We start from the raw sequence: 17,103 nt of genomic DNA on the forward strand, positions 1-17,103 counted from the left end.
CACAGCAATAGTGTCGTGTCACAGGTCAATCTTAGGGTAGTAACGCACCTCTCTTACATGCTGTCATCTTGAGCGAAGCGGCTCCGCCAAGGAGGCGCGGAGTCCTGACACGAGCGAAGCGACTGATGAACGCAGTGAATAAAGATCTCCCCCGAGGTTGGCAGGGCCTCTGTCCCACCGTATCTTCTGAACACCAAGGAGATGGTTCGACTGCGCTCACCATGACAGGCTTCGTGGGGGGATGATGCCAGGGTAACCATCAACATGAGGGTTGACACAGCAATAGCTAATGCCGATAGTCAATGCGTGGCAGATGCATCGCGTGCCTCGTGCCTGAAAGGACGCAGCGTGCATGCGTAACAATGCCGTGGGAAGCACAGGCTGCTCCTCCTTAAGCGAAACTTGACGGTGGCTCATGATGTGAAGAGAGCATCCGTCTTCCGTTTTGCGCTGCTGCCTTATCTTCCTCCGCTATGGCCCGCCTGTCTCGGCGTATTGCCCGGCTCTACGACGCCATCGAAGCGTTTTGGGAGCACCACGTGACGCAGCAGCACCTGGCCACCTCCTTGATGACGGCATTCTTCGGCGCGCTGCTCGTCATTGAAGCACAGCGCATGGGATGGTTGCCCAACACGGAGCTGCTCAGTCAAGTGCCCACCAATCACTTCTATGCGATCGATGTTGCCTTTTCGCTGTTCTTAGTTTTCGAAGTGATCGGTCTCATATTTGGGCTCGCCACCTCGGTGGCCGACACCGCCGGCAAGCAACTCGAAATTTTCTCACTCATCTTGCTGCGGCAGTCCTTTAAGGAGCTTGTTAACTTTGAGCAAGAGCCCATCGAATGGACGCTGGAGATGACTGAAGCTGTGGAGGCGGTGCAGCTTGTGGTCGTTGATGCAGCAGGCGCACTTGCGATCTTTGCCCTGGTTGGCGGATTCTACGCCCTTCAGAAGCATCAAGACATCACCTCATCGACCGAGGAGCTGCGTCGGTTTGTGGATGCGAAGAAAACCCTGGCTACGTTGCTCTTGACCGTCTTCGCTGGCCTCGTGCTATACGGCGGTGTAGCTTTGAGTCAGGGAAACGTGTCGTATCCCCTATTCGAGACCATCTTCACGGTCTTTATCTTCACCGATGTGCTACTCGTGCTGCTGTCGTTGCGCTACGGGAATGCCTATCATGTCGTGTTTCGGAACTCGGGATTTGCCGTTGCCACTGTTATGATCCGACTGGCTCTGGCCGGGCCGCGCTACCTGGATGCGCTCTTGGGCGTGGGCGCTGCGCTCTTTGCGATTGGAGTAACACTCGCATACAACTACGTGTCGCCCATCTTGGAAGAGGATGCCAAAGTCCGTGCTCGCCGGGCGGCACTCATTGCCGGGCCCGACCCAACTGAGCCCGATGGTTCGGCAGATTCTGGAGAGGCCACTCCCGCATCCTCCCGTTAAGCAGGATCCCCCAGACAAGACGCCAGATGCTACGAGACGTCGTCGGCGGTAAACTGGACCCACACTGTTGTGCGGGCAGCTACCGATTCGCCAGCGCGCTGTGCGGGTTCGAAGGTCGCCTCGCGCACCACCCGCAGGGCCTCCTGGTCGCAGCCATAGCCAATGCCACGGAGGACCGCTGCATCGCGCACCGTACCGTCGGGGCTGACCGTCGCTTGCACGTACACGCGGCCGGCCACCTCATTGGCAGCGGCCTCCTCAGGATACGTGGCCGCTTCACTGAGGGTAGCCAGCCCTCCCACAGGCAGAGGCTCCTCATCAACAGTGGTGTACACCGTGTCGCGCCCGTCATCGTCTGAAACCGCGGCATCGTCCGATGCACGCGTGGTGTCGGATTCAGTGGTGTCGGATTCAGTGGTGTCGGGGGTTGTCTCTGGAGAGGTATCGTCTTCGATGAGCGTATCAGGGGCCGCCAGGTCGTCGGGGGCGGTAGTATCCGGAGCGGCGTTGGTGGTGTCGGCTCGGGCGGCCAGCATGATATTGCCATGTGTAGTGCGCGCCCGAATGGAGGCCTCGCCCGCCCCAAGCTGCCCCTCGAACTGGTATCCGGCTTCGCTTGCGCGCAGGGTGCGGTCGTTGTATGAAAGTCCCTGCGAGAACACACGCCCCGCCGTTGTTTCTACGTCCAGTTGGGTTGAAGCCGTATCGGGCAGGGTGATGCGGATGGTACCGTTTTGCGTTTCAAGGTCCACCTCGGCATCTACAGGCAGCGTAGCCCAATCCACATTGATGTCGCCGTTATCGACACGGATGCGCACGTTCCCCTGCATCGCCTCAAGGCGCACATTGCCGTGAGTTTGCTCAACGTCAACGGCTCCGTGCAGCCCGCTTAGGTCAACGACTCCGCTGGAGCGCCGCACGGTAAGCGGAGCGGTCTTGGGCAGGGTTCCCATCACGTCGATGCGGCTCTGATCGGGCGTGCCCCCTTCCAAGGCAAACGTGTAGCGCTGTTCGGTTCCCTGCTCTTCGACCGTCAGCCCCTGTAGCAGATTGCGGGCGCGGGTAGAGTCGCGGGCGCGAGCCGTTTTCGTGAAGGTCCATGCTGCTGTATTGCCGTCGTACCCATCCAGGCGAAGCGTGCCGCGTAAGCCATTTAATTCCACAATACGATCGGCGGGGGCGACGGTGCGTTCTTCGGTAGACTGAACGGCGACCTGTCCGACTTCGAGGGCGCCCGTGTCGGTTTCTTCGAGGCCGGGCTCGCCGGTGCCACAGGCCGAAAGCCCCACCAGGAGGCCTCCAACCAGCAGGCCGTACGCCATACGAGTAAGGAGGGGCGTATCTGTTGTATCGATATGAAACGTCATAGCAGCGTGTAGATGGATGAGCGGAATACGATAAACCGTTAGTGTATTTCGACCCGGTTAATGAAGCGGCGTACTGCAATGAACGAGCCGATCCAACCCAGGAGCAGCCCTGTGCCGATAGTGCCTCCCAGCAAGATCCATTCGATGTGGGGCGAAAGGCCCGCCAACTGGGGGAAGTAGCTGGTTGCGCCCCGGTAGAGCGCCCACAGTCCGCCTCCGGCGAGTGCCCCCGCCAACATGCCCTGCAATGCCCCCTCCACCAGAAACGGGCGTCGGATGAAGCCATCCGTTGCGCCCACCAGCTTCATGGTTCGAATGAGGAGGCGCCGCGCGTAGATGGTGAGGCGAATGGTGTTGCCCACCAGAAACAGCGCTGCAATAAGAACAATGCCGCCTACCGCAGCCGCAATGCTTCCGGCAAGTTGAATATTTTGCTGTACCGTATTAAGAAGCGGCTGATTGAAGACAACTTCATCCACATGATCCCAGGTTTGTAGGTCAGCCTGTAGTTGGGCCAGGCTGTCGGTTTGCACGTAAGAAGGGCGCACCTGCAGGCGCACAGAAGCGGGAAGAAACGGCTCATCGATGAAGCTTTCGGCCCCTTCGCCAAACTCTTCTTGGAAGATGGCCTGGGCATCTTCCTTCGAGATGTATTCCGCCGACTCGACCTGTGGATGCGTCTGAATGCGCGAGAAGAGCGCCTGGGCTTCGTCGTCGGTGGCGCTTTCGGCGACGAAGACCTCCATCTCGCCCACGCGTTGTTGCAGCCACGACAGCACCTGCTGCGCCTCGGCCCCAAGGAGGGCCAGCGTACCCAGCATCAGCAGCGCAACGGCCATGGCCATGGTCGAAGCAAAAGCGGCAAAGCGGGCGCGGCGAAAGTTGGCAATGCCTTCGCGAATCGAGAAAAACAGAGACACGGCAGTACACAGGGCGTTGAATACAGACAAGCAGAACGTGTCGATAACGTACACATTCTGCAACGCAAAGTCGAATGCCGAAAGTGCACGGGGGCTTGCAGAACGGCTGCGTCCCTGAACCCCATGCGTCTTGTCACCGCATCACTCCACCACCAGACGTCCTGTCGCCGTACGCCCCCGCGTTTCGGGGCGGTACATGAGTTCGGCCTCCACGGCGGGATGCACAAACGTACCGCTTGTGGTGGTCCGGATCCCACGGTTTGGGCTCTCAAGACCAACTTTCGTGCACCTATGGTACTTCCAATGCGGAAGCATAGGGCTTCAGAAGGGGGACGCGCTTCCAGTAAGTCTGCAGGGCGGTAATATGATGAGGGAGCATCAGATCGCGAGCTGGGATGTCAGACCATGTCTTTGCTATCTGTTCAAGAGTTTCCTCAACCAGCGTTTGTACGTGTTGGGGCGATGTGGTCGTTTTTTCAGCAAATCGCTCAAACGTAGCCTGATTGGTCTGGAACGGGTCTTTGCTTCCAGCAAACTTCAGCGCCCAGTTTTGATTCAGATTCTTATCGTGCCATGCAACGGTCGCTACTTGATCGTAAAGAGGAGACAGTGCTGCATTGATTCGATCTGGGTAGATCAGCGACCAGTTTTTCAGGTGCGCATCGGCATTCCCTGTCGCGATCATAAACACCAGCCGACGAACAACCTCGTCATAGGCGCTCTCACCTACAATAGCTCGTGCAAGCACGGCCAGGTCCTCATATCGAATGTGATCGTATTTATGGCGTGGGTCTTGCCCTACGACCTGGTTAAAGTCTTCTTGATGCACCCGCTCTCCCTCCACGCGGTCGTAGCGTTTTATTTGAAGAGCCCGACTTCCCTCGGGCGCATGACGACGGATCGACGCTGGAAGGTCGCTCGCACGTAGCAGCCGAATCTTTGGCACATCAAAACCGGCTTCGTGCGCCCACTGGAGCATTGAAAACTCGTTCTCTACCAGTTTCGGAAACGTGGGGGCATCCAATTTAACAAGCCACGCGCCGTATTCGCTGCTGCCAGGAACCGTAATGCGTTTGTCTTTCTGCAGAACAGAGAATTTCATCTGGACGCCCGCCAATGAAAAGCGCAGCCCCTCATGCTCCGCGTCGTTCGTCTCCTTGGCTACACGTTTTAGCTCGGCTTGCTTCTCTTCTATGCTGGTCTGTGGATCTGCTTCTCGTTCGATGCGAACAGCCCCAGGCAAGTCGTGCTGTACAGCATCCAGCAACGCAAGGTCATCGCCTGAAGGAAGGTGAAGCGTGTCTTCCATTAGCGTACGCAACGCCCCCTCTGGCACCAGATTCGCAAAGAATGGAGGCAAGCGTTTCCCTTTGCCACGGTATGTTTTGCGGAGGTCATCCTCAAAATTTTGTCCGAGCACCGGACGATTGGGGTACTCTATATACGATGATATGAAGTCAACTTTAGAGTATCCTTCGTCCGTAGCCGTAAGAACACCTGCCTGTACATCGTGCAAAAAAACCTTATATCTCATACAGCGGCGTGTTGATGGGTGAGCAGCGCTTGTATGGACGGTCGATCGTTGCGTCCCCATGCCGCAAAGCGCTTGATGAGCGTACGCGTTGCTTCTTCTATCGTCTTCTCACGATGCTGAATGAATACGTTACGGTCTCCCTTTTGAAAGGCCCGAGCCGCCTCTTCGCCGATCCCATGCGATTCCAACACCGTAAAGGAGTATGTCTCTTCCATAAATGCATCCAATTCACGAAATGCTGGGCCTGTGCCTGGAAGCAAGATACGGTTTGCAGGACTGCTCGCGCCCTGAGCCCAGATCTTCCGAAATGCCTTCCGCCCGTTTTTGCGAATGCATTCCGCGATATCAATCTGCTCTTCCTGTTGCAGATCATGCGGTTGTAGGTGTTTCATGCCGAGTAGTGCAAGCCGGCTTGCTGCCGAACGCGCATCGAAGGATTCGGGAAGCGTGTACCCTGATTCAGGCTGGTTGCACACCAGTGCAAGAAGCGTTTGCACGGCTGCACTTTCATTGTCGGTTTCAATATTCATGACCCCACGACGCTTCAAAGTAGGTTCTGACACGTCAAGGGCACCTGCCAGAAAGCGCCATACCCAGCGCACGAGCAGCGTAACATTGCGCGGTTCAGGATCGGGGTAGAGTCCAAAGAATCGCGTAAGTACGATTAGTGGTGTGGAACGCGGTAGCAATCGAAGATGCGGAATGGACGCATGCTCACGCAGGAACGAAAACACGCGTCGTAGAGCGGGTAATGCCTCGGCAGCCCCTTCCTGCAAGATACTGGCGTGCTTCTGCGTATGCGTTCCCAGATTCTGGGTCACGTCGAGTCCCTCGTAAGCAACAACACACGAGAGCAACGTGCGCTCACGGGGTCTGCCCATACCAAGGACAGCTAAGTCGTCGGCAAGCTCTTCGAGCGTTGAAGGCGCTTCTCTTTTGTGGCCATACAATGCGTCATGGACCTCTGTCCACTCCAGAGACTTCCCTGATTTGTTGATACGATAAAATATTTCGCGCAGTACATCCTTATCATCTGTCGTAACAATGTACTGGGGAATTCGATACTGACGAATTCGCTTTCCCGCTTCAAATGCTGCCGTCCGAAGTTCTCTCTCATCCTGATGCTCCCACTCAAATATCCACTCGCTTAACTCGGCTCCATCAAGAAGTTTTGTCGCTGGAATCCATGTGCTTGGTACCTTACCGTTGTTGGGTGGCGTGCGGAAGGCCCTGTTCCTGGCGTCAAAGTAGACCACGTATGGATCGTCGGGGGTTTGCGGGATAGGGCCTGGACGGGAAAGCCCAGCAGTAAGTGAAACAAGCCGCTGCTGCCCGTCAACAACCCACCTTGCAGCCGTTACTTCAGGCGCTTCAATATAGAGCGGTCCTATGTTCAGCCGTTCTGCTTTCGCGAGGGCCTCTTGCATTAAAAGAGAGCCCACTGGATAGCCCTTGTAAATACTATCGAACAGAGCAAGCACATCTTCAGCGTCCCATGCCAGTCTCCGCTGAAACGACGGGATGCGGATCTCTCCGTTATTCACCGCATCCACCAGATCCTCTACGGTAGTGGTCTCTGCTTTGGGACGATTATCGAGATACTTGTCGTCCATTTTGCCACGGGTCTCAACAGAGAGGAAATGAATCTTCCTGTTTCAAAGTTATGACGAAGCGGGAAATATGGTTCAGACTCATTATCCTTGGTGTGGCCGATTCTGCTTTGCTGATGATCACTCCACCACCAGACGTCCTGTCGCCGTACGCCCCCGCGTTTCGGGGCGGTACATGAGTTCGGCCTCCACGGCGGGATGCACAAACGTGCCGCTCGTGGTGGCGCGTGCCACGTAGCGATAGGTGTGCGTGCCCCGGCGCAGGTAGTCGGCAAAGAGGAGCACGCGCGTGTCCTGCTGCTCAGTGTGGTTGAACGAGCCCCACCAGCGATCTTGGCCGCTGGCATCGCGGAGCAGCCCGGTATCGGTCGTTTCAAACGCGCTGTTAAGCGTTTCCAGCCCAGCAGGCAGCGGGTCGTCCACCACCACGTAGTTGCGGTCGGTCGGACTGTTCAGGCGGAGCGTAACGCGCACCAAGCTTCCCTCTTCGATCTGGCGCATACCGTCGGCGTTGGGATTGAGTGTGCGGGCGACTTCGCCATCTGTATCCAGCAGTTCGAGCGTGCGCTCTACACGTAGTCCTTGCTCGCGGGCTTCCACTGGAGCGGTGGTGGCCGTCTCCAGACGCGCAGTGTAGTAGAGGCGCCCCGGGCCGTCGTCTTTCTGGATGCGCAGCGGCGTCTCGCCCTCGGGCAGATTGGATTCGGGTACTGTGGTGCGCTGCGTGTCGAGCGTGCGCGTGCGGAACGCCGCCGACAGAATCTCGCGTCCGGCCAGCTCCACCGTCGCTGCAAAGTCGGGCGTTTCGGCTTCGTAGGCGTCCACGTAGCGATCAAAGGCTTCGACCACAGCGGCGTTGTCCTGGGTGGAGGTCCAGTGCCCCTGCTCACGCTCGTCGATCAAGTACTGCACCATGCGCTGCGCCAGCGGCTGGAAGTCGCTCGATGCGTCGTGCGCCAGCAGGGCCGAGAGGCCGAACGCGGTGGCGCGGGCATCGCTGGCAAAGATCCAGCCGAAGCCGTTGTCCTCGGGTGCGGCAAGATACGCCTGGGTCGATTCGACCCGAATCTGTGCGCGCAGCCGGTCGGCAATGGCGTCGCGGCGCGATGCGAGGGCGGCGTCGTTGGTGGTGTGCAGGGCGCGCAGCAGGTAGCTCAGTCCGTCGGGCGAGGCGGGCGGGTTGTCAGCGAGCACCGAAAGCTCCGACGTCACCACGCGCCCGTGCCGGGCCAGCGCGTAGAGCATCAGCGCGCTGGCCCGGCACGGGCGCGTAGAGCATCAGCGCGCGGGTGTCGGCCCACACGGCGGTGCTGTAGTAGTCGGGACGATCGCTCGGGTTGCGCACCCATTCTTCGAGCGCGTCGAGGGCGTTGTCGGTGAGGGGTTGCGGCACATCGACGCCTGCTTCCTGGGCCTCGGCCAGCGCCAGGGCCACGTATCCAGTAAGATACGGCTGCGCGGTCGAACTGCCGGGCCACATCGCAAAGCCGTCGCCGGTCCAGAAGCGACTCAGTTCATCGCGCCAGTCGGCAATAGCTGCATCGCGATTGTCGAACGGCAGCGTCAGCCCAAACGCATCCACGAGACCGGGCGCTAACAGGAGCGGACGGATGCGCGAGGTTTGCTGCTCGATGCATCCGTATGGATACGTGAACAGGTGCTCCAGCGCACCGTCGAGTCCGGTGAGCGCGGTGGAGGCCAGCCGCACGTCGAGTTGGCCCTCTCCGGATACGCGGTCGGGCGGCGGACGCAGCGTTTCGGTGGCGGTGCCCTCGGTCGAGGCGAAGGTGGCCTGCACGTCGGTGGTGGTGCTGCGGGTTATGGGCAGGGGGATGCGCAGGGCATCGGTTTCGCCGTTCATCTGGGCGCGGAAGGCCACGCGGGCGGTGTCGGCAGCAGGGGCTTCGGCGCGGAACGTAACGGCGCGCGTGGCACCAGGCGCCAGCGTCACAGATTGTGTGGTGGCACCGGAGAGCGTGAGGCTGTCGGCCTCGATCTGCACCTCGGCGGTGCCTTCGGTGTCGGTGCGGTTCGTGAGGAGCACGCGCGCCTCGAAGGTGTCGCCTTCGTGGATGAAGCGCGGCAGCCCCGATTGCAGCACCAGCGGCTTGGTGACGGTGATGTCCGTCTGTCCGTTGCCAAACTGATGCGTGGGCGTGTGTGCCGTCGCCATCAGACGCATGGTGGTGAGCTGTTCGGGCAGCTCGAACGAGAGCTGGGCACGGCCGCGCGCGTCGGTTTCCACAGCGGCATCCCAATGCGCGAGCGGGGTGAAGTCCGTGCGGATGGATTCCTCGCCCCCGCCTCCGCCAAGCTCCATCGACGACTTGAACGAGATATCATCGCCCGAACGCTGCTTTACAATGGCCGAGCGCGTTTCGGTGGTGGTTACGCTGAGCGGACGCGTGCCGTAGAACGTGTCGAACGGGTCGGGGAGCGTGTAGCCGATGAGGTTGAGCACGCCCGCATCCGCCGCGCTGAAGGTAATCTCGCCCGGCACGCCCTGTCCGTCGTCGTCGCGAAGCTGCATATCCACCGTAACGGTTTCGCCGGGGCGATAGGTGTCGGTGTTGGGTTCGAGGTCTACGGAGACGCGACGTTCGCTCGCATCTACCGGAAGCTCAACGTATCCCACCCGAAACGCAGGCGCGCCCGGGTCGGCGGTGGCCTGTGGAGGCGCCGTGCGTTCGTTCAGCAGGATGACGCTCGCGTACACGTTGGGCAGGTAGTCGTCTTCAATGTCGATCTCAATCTGCGGGGCGCTGCCCGTGAGCGTTTCGACGCGGCTGTGCAAGATGCCGTCGCGTTCGATGGTGATGAGCGCGGTCGCCTCTTCGAACGGCGACGGCACCATGATGCGCGCCGTTTCGCCCGGCGCGTATGTGTCCTGGTCGGCCACAAGCTCGACCTGATCGTCGTCTTCGCGCTGCCAGGCTACGTAGCCCGATCCGCTGGCGTAGACGGTGGCCTCGGTTTTTAGGGCGTTGCCACGGATGTCGGTGGCGGTGGCGCGCACTTCGTAGAGCCCGCCCTGGGGGATGGTGAAGGCGGCGCGCTGGGCGGTGTCGGACTGCGAGGTGAGGGTGGTGTCGGCCACGGGCACTTCGGTCTCTTCGCTGCGCCAGGTCATGCGTCCGTCAGAGCCGACCTCGCGCACGCTGTTCCACTCCTTGCGAACCAGCTCCACATTGACTTCGTGATCGCCCTCGGGTCGCCCATTCGGGTCTACGGTGATGAGATCGACGGTAAGCTCGTCGGTCTCGCTCATGTCGAGATACGAGGTGGAGGGCTTCATGCCGATGTAGAACTGCCCCGGATGCACCATTGCGGTGGAGCGCCCGGCGATTTCTTGCTGGGCGGAGTCGGTGACGCGGCCCGTCCACGTGAGACGCATGGGGTGGCCGTCGGCGTTGCCTTCGGTGGGCACGCGCACCGAGACGTCGCTGTCGGCGCTAAGCGTGGTGTCTTGTTCTAGCAACGTTTCGTAGTGTGCGCCGCTCATCGGACCGAACTGGTAGTCGTCGTATCCGGGCGGCTGGTGGCGTGTGCTGCTTTGACGCACACGCAGGAAGGCGGATGCGCCGGGCAGTCCGGCTCCAAAGAGGTAGCGCGCCGAGAGCGTGCCTTCAAAGAAATCGCCCGCTACGTACGCATCGGCGGGGCTGCTGGCCTCAACGGTGAACGCGGCCTGGCGGAACGACTCGATCTGAAACGTGCCGCTGGCGACGCCTTCGCGGTTCCAGCGGCGCTCGGCGGTGAGCGTAGTGTCGTCAACGAGACCCACCTGCACGTCGTAGTCGCCCTGGGCGGCGCCACGCGGGGCGCGCCATGTGGTGTCGAAGCTGCCCAGGTCGGAGGCAGTGAGCCGTTCATCGAGCACCACCTCGTCGCGCGGATCGTGCACGACCATTCGCAGCGAATCGGTGATGGGCTGCCAGTCGCGGTCGGTGCGGCTGCGCAGGATGCCTTTGATATGCACCGTATCGCCCGCTTTGTAGAGGCCGCGGTCGGTGAAGATGGTGCCGGTGCGCGTAACCGGCTCGGGCCGCCAACTGCTCTGAATCCCAAAGCGATACGCCTGGATTCCACTTCCGTACTCGCTGCTGGTGAAGGCGAGGTCCCCCTCGTGCTCCACAATCGCAAAGAGATCGGGCACGCCCTCGCCCGGATCGTCGAGCAGCTCCGTCCAGCCAGGGAAGTCGGCGCGTCCGTCGGCGCCGGTGGTGCCGGTCCACAGCACCGTGTTCGCGGCATCCCGGATTTCGACCTTAGCATCTGCAACGGGTTCAGCCTGGTCGAGCGTGGTAACGAGCAGCAGGCTCTGGTGCGGACTAAACTTGGCGGTGAGGCCCAGATCGGTGTACTGTGCCAGCCCGCGGTGGGTGTTGGGGCCGTCTGAGGTCCGGTCGTAGTTCAACTGCCACCCCACGATGCCCTGCCCGCTCGTCAAAAGGGAGTCGAAGCGAAGCGATGTCGTGCGGCGCTCGGTGCGCGATTCGTCGAGCGTCCATGTACGCTGAATCGGCACGGGATCCTGAGCTTCCTCGCGGTACGAGCGGTCGTACGTCTGATATGCAGGCACAATCTCATCGCGAGTGATGACTTCGGCTCCAATACGGGCTTCCGTCACATTCACGTAGCGCACCGGCAGGGCCCGTTCCTGGTTGGATTCGACGAGCATCGCCCCGTCGGGCACTTGTAGCGACGGCGCGTAGGCGCGCGTCTCGAACGTGCGTTCGGTTGCCGGAAGCGATTGTCCGAAGCGGTCGGTGAGGTTTTCGATGCGGAGCGTGTAGTTGGTTTCGGCCTGGAGCGGCACCGAGAGCGTGTGCTCGGTCGAAATGTAGCCGTCGCGTGCGCCGGTGCCGGGCGGCCACTCAATGGCCGGATCCATCGAGAGCGCCTCGCGCAGATCGCCGAAGCGGACCGGCGTGCTGAAGAGCAGCGTGAGCCCCTGGTCGGGCGCAAAGCGGCCCTGGCCGTCGGGGTACTGCCAGCTGGATTGGTCGAGCGCCTGAAGGGCAAGCGGCGGGTACGTGCGAAACTGGATGCGCGTGGTATCGGCCGTGCCCAGCGGTCCGGCGGTGGTGGGCAGACCCGCAGCAGCCGTGAGCGTGTACTCGGTGCCCTGTGCGAGTTCGGTGCTGAGGGGCAGCACCAGCGTGCTATCGCCGTCGTTTTCGGCGAGGCCAATGGGCAGGCGATCGGAGTTGAGGAAGCGCTGCGCGGCGGTGGCATCCACCGGCAGGTTGAAGTCCAGCCGCAGCGGCTGGTCGAGCGGGGCAAAGCGCTCCCCGTCGTCGGGCGTGGTGGATACGATCTGCGGGCGCACCGTCTCGAACGTCCAGGTGTATGGCTCCTGCATGCCCTCGCCGTCGGTGGATTCAAGCACCGGGTGCACCGTCACGGTGAACTCCGTGGCAGGCGGCAGGTCGTCGTTGGGCGTGAACACGAGGGTCTGCGTGCCCTCCCATCGGAAGGAGCCCTCCACCGCAGGCTCGACGCTGAGGGCCGAGTCGGGCGGGGCCTCGGTATCCCCCAGGGCCACCATGGGCCGGCTGAACGTGGCGGTGATGGCCTGACGGGGCTGGTACCGGGTGCGCGTGCCGCGTGGGCTGACGCTAAGGAGGCGCAGCGGGCCGTCGAGCGTGGGTGTAAAGCGCTCGGTCACGGCGCGGTCGCTCAGGGAGTCGGGAGCCTCGCTGGTCGAGGAGGACGATCCCCCGCATCCTCCAAAAAACAGACTGATCAGAAGCCCGCCAAGCAGCACGGACCAATCAAAACGAAGCGACATGATCATACGGGTCAGCTGAGCGCAGATAGCAGATGCGTTGCAATGTAGCACGTGCGCTCCTCGAATGCGAATGCGGTTGCATCACGACGGTACGGGGCCGTAGCGGTTGGGGCCGTCGGTACCGGGAGCGAAGAGCATGTAGAGCGCAAACAAGAAGCTGACGAAAGGGATGAGCATGACAAGGTAAAACCATCCCGAGAGGTCCAGGTCGTGCAAGCGTTTAATGGATACGAACACCAGCAGCACTGCCGCGGCTGCATACACAACCACCATAGCAGCGGCACTCAGAAGAAAAAGACCGTCGCCGCCCACGAGTTCTTCTGTGACCACGAGTGTGGCTGTGGTGCCCGCAATCGCGATGATTAGCACGCCCATAACCGCGATTGACTGCAGGAAGTGGGCCAGACGGCCCAGGCGTCCACGAAACGAGAAGAATGACGGATTGGGCTCGTAGTGCGGGCTGTTTTTGTAGCGGGCTTCCTGGGCCGCGTTCGACCCGGCAGGCGGGGACGGGTCGGCGTCGCGCCAGTGGCGCTCGTCGCGAAACATGCCGTACTCCGCCACCTCGCGGAGTCCCGCACCGGGCCGCGAAGCGGCGTCTTCGGGCGCCAGCAGGCCAGGCACGTTCTGAGCCTCGCGCCACTCGTTGAGTTCGTCATTCCACACAAGCGTGTCGGGCTCGATGAGTCCATCGTTCACCTCGCGCAAGAACTCTTTGTCGGTAAGCGGCCCGCGCTGGGTGCCGTTGATGCTGTAGTACCACATGAGAAGGTAAAGTTATCTGCCAAGAGACGTATGGAATGATGTGCAGTACCTTCAATGTATTCACTGATTGCGGAAAGCGCAACATCCCTTGTACGCGCTTATCCGCCGTGGTTGTGCGATGTGCACGGGGGGCGCTGAGAACGGGTTGTGCTATAGATTCAGAAGTCGCACAGCCCCCAACGCCCGTCATCCAGATCCTGAATCGAGTTCAGGACAGGCAAGGCGCCCCTGGCGCCGCAGATCCGGAGCCGAGCGAAGCGAGGGCCGAAGGTCATGCCTGTGGTACGCACGAAGTAATCCATTCGCCGTTTGAGGGCGAACGCACTCCGCTAACATATCCCTCCATTGGGGCATGGATCCCAGATCGTCGCTCCGCTCCGTCTGGGATGACAGTGTGGGGGCATAAACAAGCATTTCTGCATGTTCAACAGCGATCAGATGTATAGCACAACGCATGCTGAGATCCTTCCGCCGCTGCGCTCTGTCAGGATGACAGAGAAGGGGGAATCGTGATGGTCTTTTGTGCATCCGTGGTGCTCAACATGCAACCGCCCCGCGCTGCGGCGGATCTTGCCCTAACGCGACGCCGTCGCATATTGTCCAGGTAGTAAAGAGACGCTAAGTGATCGCTCTCTTGATAAAAAACTTTTCCTGGAACGAACGGTCCCCCGTTCGTTCCTGTGCCGTGTACGCTCCCTGTTTCCAGCTACAGGTCCATTCCAGCACTTAGCATTGAACCGCTATCACCGTCCGTTGGCTCACACACGTTCCTTGCTTGAACACCCGCTCATGGCTTCCCCCGAATCCGCTTCGCCCGACGGCTCCCTGCCGACTGGACGGGCATTCTCGACTTTTTGCGCCGCGCCGAAGCCCTCAAAGACACGCTCCGCTCCGGCTACACGCAGAACGGACGCCCCGAGAGCGTAGCGGCCCATACCTGGCGCCTCTGCCTAATGGCGGTGCTCTTGCAGGACCGGTTTCCGGAGGTCGACGGCCTGCGCCTCATCAAGATGTGTCTGATTCACGACCTGGGCGAGGCCATTCATGGCGACATCCCCGCGCCCGAGCAGTCCGGCACTGGCGATAAGGCAACCCAGGAACGTCGCGACTTCCAGGCGCTCATTGCGCCGCTGCCTGCGCATCAGCAAAACGAGTTTATGACGCTGTGGGACGAGTACGAAGCCGCGGCCTCCCCTGAAGCACAGCTTGCGAAGGGCCTCGACAAGCTCGAAACGCTGCTGCAGCATACGCAGGGCGACAATCCCCCCGATTTCGACTATCGCTTCAATCTGGAGTACGGGCGCGCCTACACCGATGCACATCCGCTGCTCGCTGAGATCCGCGCCGCGCTTGATGCCGAGACGGAGCGCCGGGCCGAGGGGGGGGGTAGCGCAGGATGCATCCTGGAGGCAAATGCCTCTTTTCGCCGTCGGAGACGATCGTTCCGGGTAGCACTCCCCGTGCCGAAAGCGTTCGGCACAAGTTCTCCGGCTACTGGAATATTGTTCCCAGCACTTCACACCAAATCGCTCTCATCTCTCGAACCTTGTAACTGCGCTTAAACTCTTTCCGTGGTGGACGTGCTTTGTTCGTACGACAACTTGACTTTTACCCCCCCCTCGTACTTTCAGATAACAATTCGTCAACTGTCTGTTGAAACATGTCAAACATGCGTTTATTGGCCCTATTTTTGGCCATATCCACTATCGCCCTGATAGGATGTGACACGGGACAAGTTGTAGATAGTCAAGCAACTGACTCACCTCCTCAATCCACTAAATTTTATTCATATCTAAACATTGGAGATAGAGATTCAACAGACAGTGACTCCAGCGATACCGGGCCTGCTCCGAGTTGTGTAACATGCATTCTTCCCCCTTCTGACGGTGGAGGTGGAGGCTGCACGCAGGTAAACAATACGTACGACGTTTCGGCCACTGTCAATAATCTTTCGATTTCCACACAATCAGATGCAATCACAACCCACAAACTATCTGCTTTCTTTGGAGAGCTTGTCATAGAGTCGGAGAAAGCAATTCAAGAAGAAGAGATTGACGAGCTTTCGATTGGATGGAAGACAACACCATTTGCTACAGGGGCTTCACTTAAACCGGAGATCGAAGTGTCTACAGCTATCAATGCAGATGGGACTGTAGACATAAGTGCTTCTCTTTTCGACTTTTTGACAGATGCACGATATTCATCCACATCGATGTGGACACGCACATTAAAAATAGAAACCTGGGCACAGGAGGCAGAAGTCAGACTAACGTTTGATCTGCAAAGTCAAGAGTTTACCGACTATGACCTTAATCTTGTCGATCCAGGCGTTTCTGTATCTGAAGGTGGTATAGCATTTAGTGTGTATGATTGGTTTAAAAGAATCACTGGAGGTACGAGCACGAGTACTGAAGCAAGTGAACGTTTCGTTGATCAGATTGAGGGGGTTGTAGAAGGGGTTAACCCAAATGCCTTCACGCATATGTTGCTCAATGATGAAGGAATCGAAATTGCTCTGGGAGCACTTGGTTTTGCTATTGAGCTGCTGCTTGAAGATGATGTAAGTGCTGATTTGAGCTTGCGTCTCCCTATATGCCAAGATGGTGCGCTGGCTCCTGACAATGGAGCACTCGACCTAACCGTCAATGCTCCATCAAACTTAGTCAATACATATTCGGATGGCTTTTGATGATTAAAAAGAATAGCCATAAATTTAATTGTATTAAGTAAAATTATAGTTGGTCAGATGGCTAAATTTTTATGTGTCATATATCTGATTCTGTGGATAAGTTTCCCGTTGGCCGTAGTCGGGCAGGAGACATCAGCAAGCTCCGATTCGATACAGGCAGTGGGTCACGCATCCCCAGATACAACAGCGACCGACCGCATACGCAATGCCGTGTATCTGGAACTGTTGGGCGCAGGCGGGCTCTATAGCATCAACTACGACCGGCACATAGCTGGAGCATGGGGCGTTCGCGCAGGGTATTCGCAGGTCGGCGCCTGGATGGCACTTCGGGACGGTACGATACGAACCATGCCTGTGCATTTTGTCTACACGCCCAGTGCCTCCCGGAGCGGACTCGAACTCGGAGCGGGAGCGATGTTCTACTGGGATGACAGTGATTCATTTCTGGGTTGGCAGGTTTCAGACGAGTTCCGCGTCTCTGCTTCCTTCAACGTCGGCTATCGGTACCAGCCTGCCGAGGGCGGTTTTCTATTTCGGATTGGATTCACGCCATTCGTTGGCTACAATGATGGCCTTCGAGCCGGACCGTTTGGAGGTGTCAGCTTCGGCTATGCGTTCTGATCAGCTCAACTAATTACAACTCCCCACCGTCGACCCGCGCCGCGCTTGATGCCGAGACGGAGCGCTGTGCCGAGGAGGGTGAGTCTGTCTAACTCAGGTCAGAACGCAGACCGCAAAAGAGCTGATGCGTAATTTCTTACGCATTCGGAGCATGTGAACGAAGTCGTTCGATATAGGCATCCACAATCTCCAAGAACCGGTCGCGTTTTTCAGGGGCGGCTATCGTAGATATATGATGGCTGCTCGTTGCCCCTCCACTCTCGGTGACCTCGGCCCCTGTTAGGGCCGGCATGTTCCGGGCAGCCGAACTGTACCTGCAGTTGTTCGCCCTTTCCGATGACACGATTTTCAGAAC

General features: G+C 59.3%; 10 protein-coding genes and 1 pseudogene. 4 read left to right on the forward strand and 7 right to left on the reverse strand.

Annotation, left to right across the window (positions count from 1 at the left end; genetic code table 11):
• Positions 1-473 precede the first annotated feature (473 nt).
• Positions 474-1,448 carry a hypothetical protein gene (locus tag R6U20_RS01135; RefSeq protein ID WP_410336033.1) on the forward strand — a complete coding sequence of 325 codons (975 nt, stop codon included), beginning with the start codon at positions 474-476 and terminating at the stop codon, positions 1,446-1,448.
• Between the two features lie 29 nt (positions 1,449-1,477).
• Here the strand turns inward: R6U20_RS01135 and R6U20_RS01140 are convergent, their stop codons facing one another.
• From R6U20_RS01140 to R6U20_RS01170, 7 genes are all read right to left on the reverse strand, one after another.
• Complete coding sequence (locus R6U20_RS01140; protein WP_410336034.1) at positions 1,478-2,815, reverse strand: TonB family protein; 1,338 nt, start codon at positions 2,813-2,815, stop codon at positions 1,478-1,480.
• A 38-nt stretch (positions 2,816-2,853) separates the two neighbouring features.
• Entirely contained in the window at positions 2,854-3,735 is an 882-nt protein-coding gene (locus R6U20_RS01145; RefSeq protein ID WP_410336035.1) for a cell division protein FtsX, read from the reverse strand.
• 289 nt (positions 3,736-4,024) lie between these two features.
• Positions 4,025-5,251 (reverse strand): type II toxin-antitoxin system HipA family toxin, encoded by a 1,227-nt coding sequence (locus R6U20_RS01150; RefSeq protein ID WP_410336036.1) that lies wholly within the window; start codon positions 5,249-5,251, stop codon positions 4,025-4,027.
• A 14-nt stretch (positions 5,252-5,265) separates the two neighbouring features.
• Positions 5,266-6,882: a DUF262 domain-containing protein gene (locus R6U20_RS01155; RefSeq protein ID WP_410336037.1), complete on the reverse strand. Its 1,617-nt coding sequence runs from the start codon at positions 6,880-6,882 to the stop codon at positions 5,266-5,268.
• 117 nt (positions 6,883-6,999) lie between these two features.
• A complete protein-coding gene (locus tag R6U20_RS01160; protein WP_410336038.1) occupies positions 7,000-8,124 on the reverse strand; it encodes a hypothetical protein in 1,125 nt (374 codons plus the stop codon).
• Entirely contained in the window at positions 8,063-12,673 is a 4,611-nt protein-coding gene (locus R6U20_RS01165; protein WP_410336039.1) for an Ig-like domain-containing protein, read from the reverse strand. The genes R6U20_RS01160 and R6U20_RS01165 overlap by 62 nt, the downstream gene beginning before the upstream one ends.
• Positions 12,674-12,754: 81 nt before the next feature.
• The gene (locus tag R6U20_RS01170) at positions 12,755-13,438 is read right to left on the reverse strand and encodes a DUF805 domain-containing protein (RefSeq protein ID WP_410336040.1); all 684 of its coding nucleotides are present in this window, start codon (positions 13,436-13,438) and stop codon (positions 12,755-12,757) included.
• Positions 13,439-14,280: 842 nt separating this feature from the next.
• Here R6U20_RS01170 and R6U20_RS01175 point away from each other — a divergent pair.
• From R6U20_RS01175 to R6U20_RS01185, 3 genes and pseudogenes are all read left to right on the forward strand, one after another.
• Positions 14,281-14,820 (forward strand): annotated as a pseudogene (locus R6U20_RS01175) (HD domain-containing protein); the annotation flags it as partial.
• 278 nt (positions 14,821-15,098) lie between these two features.
• Positions 15,099-16,127: a hypothetical protein gene (locus R6U20_RS01180; RefSeq protein WP_410336041.1), complete on the forward strand. Its 1,029-nt coding sequence runs from the start codon at positions 15,099-15,101 to the stop codon at positions 16,125-16,127.
• A 210-nt stretch (positions 16,128-16,337) separates the two neighbouring features.
• Positions 16,338-16,748, forward strand: coding sequence for a hypothetical protein (locus R6U20_RS01185; RefSeq protein ID WP_410336042.1), 411 nt, complete (start codon positions 16,338-16,340; stop codon positions 16,746-16,748).
• Positions 16,749-17,103: the final 355 nt, after the last annotated feature.

The organism is Longimonas sp. (assembly GCF_046498435.1).
Lineage (GTDB): Bacteria > Bacteroidota > Rhodothermia > Rhodothermales > Salinibacteraceae > Longimonas.

Coding starts and splice junctions, on each gene's coding strand:
- R6U20_RS01135 (WP_410336033.1), top strand. CDS start 474: ATGGCCCGCCTGTCTCGGCGTATTGCCCGGCTCTACGACGCCATCGAA.
- R6U20_RS01140 (WP_410336034.1), bottom strand. CDS start 2,815: ATGACGTTTCATATCGATACAACAGATACGCCCCTCCTTACTCGTATG.
- R6U20_RS01155 (WP_410336037.1), bottom strand. CDS start 6,882: ATGGACGACAAGTATCTCGATAATCGTCCCAAAGCAGAGACCACTACC.
- R6U20_RS01160 (WP_410336038.1), bottom strand. CDS start 8,124: ATGCTCTACGCGCTGGCCCGGCACGGGCGCGTGGTGACGTCGGAGCTT.
- R6U20_RS01165 (WP_410336039.1), bottom strand. CDS start 12,673: ATGTCGCTTCGTTTTGATTGGTCCGTGCTGCTTGGCGGGCTTCTGATC.
- R6U20_RS01170 (WP_410336040.1), bottom strand. CDS start 13,438: ATGTGGTACTACAGCATCAACGGCACCCAGCGCGGGCCGCTTACCGAC.
- R6U20_RS01180 (WP_410336041.1), top strand. CDS start 15,099: ATGTCAAACATGCGTTTATTGGCCCTATTTTTGGCCATATCCACTATC.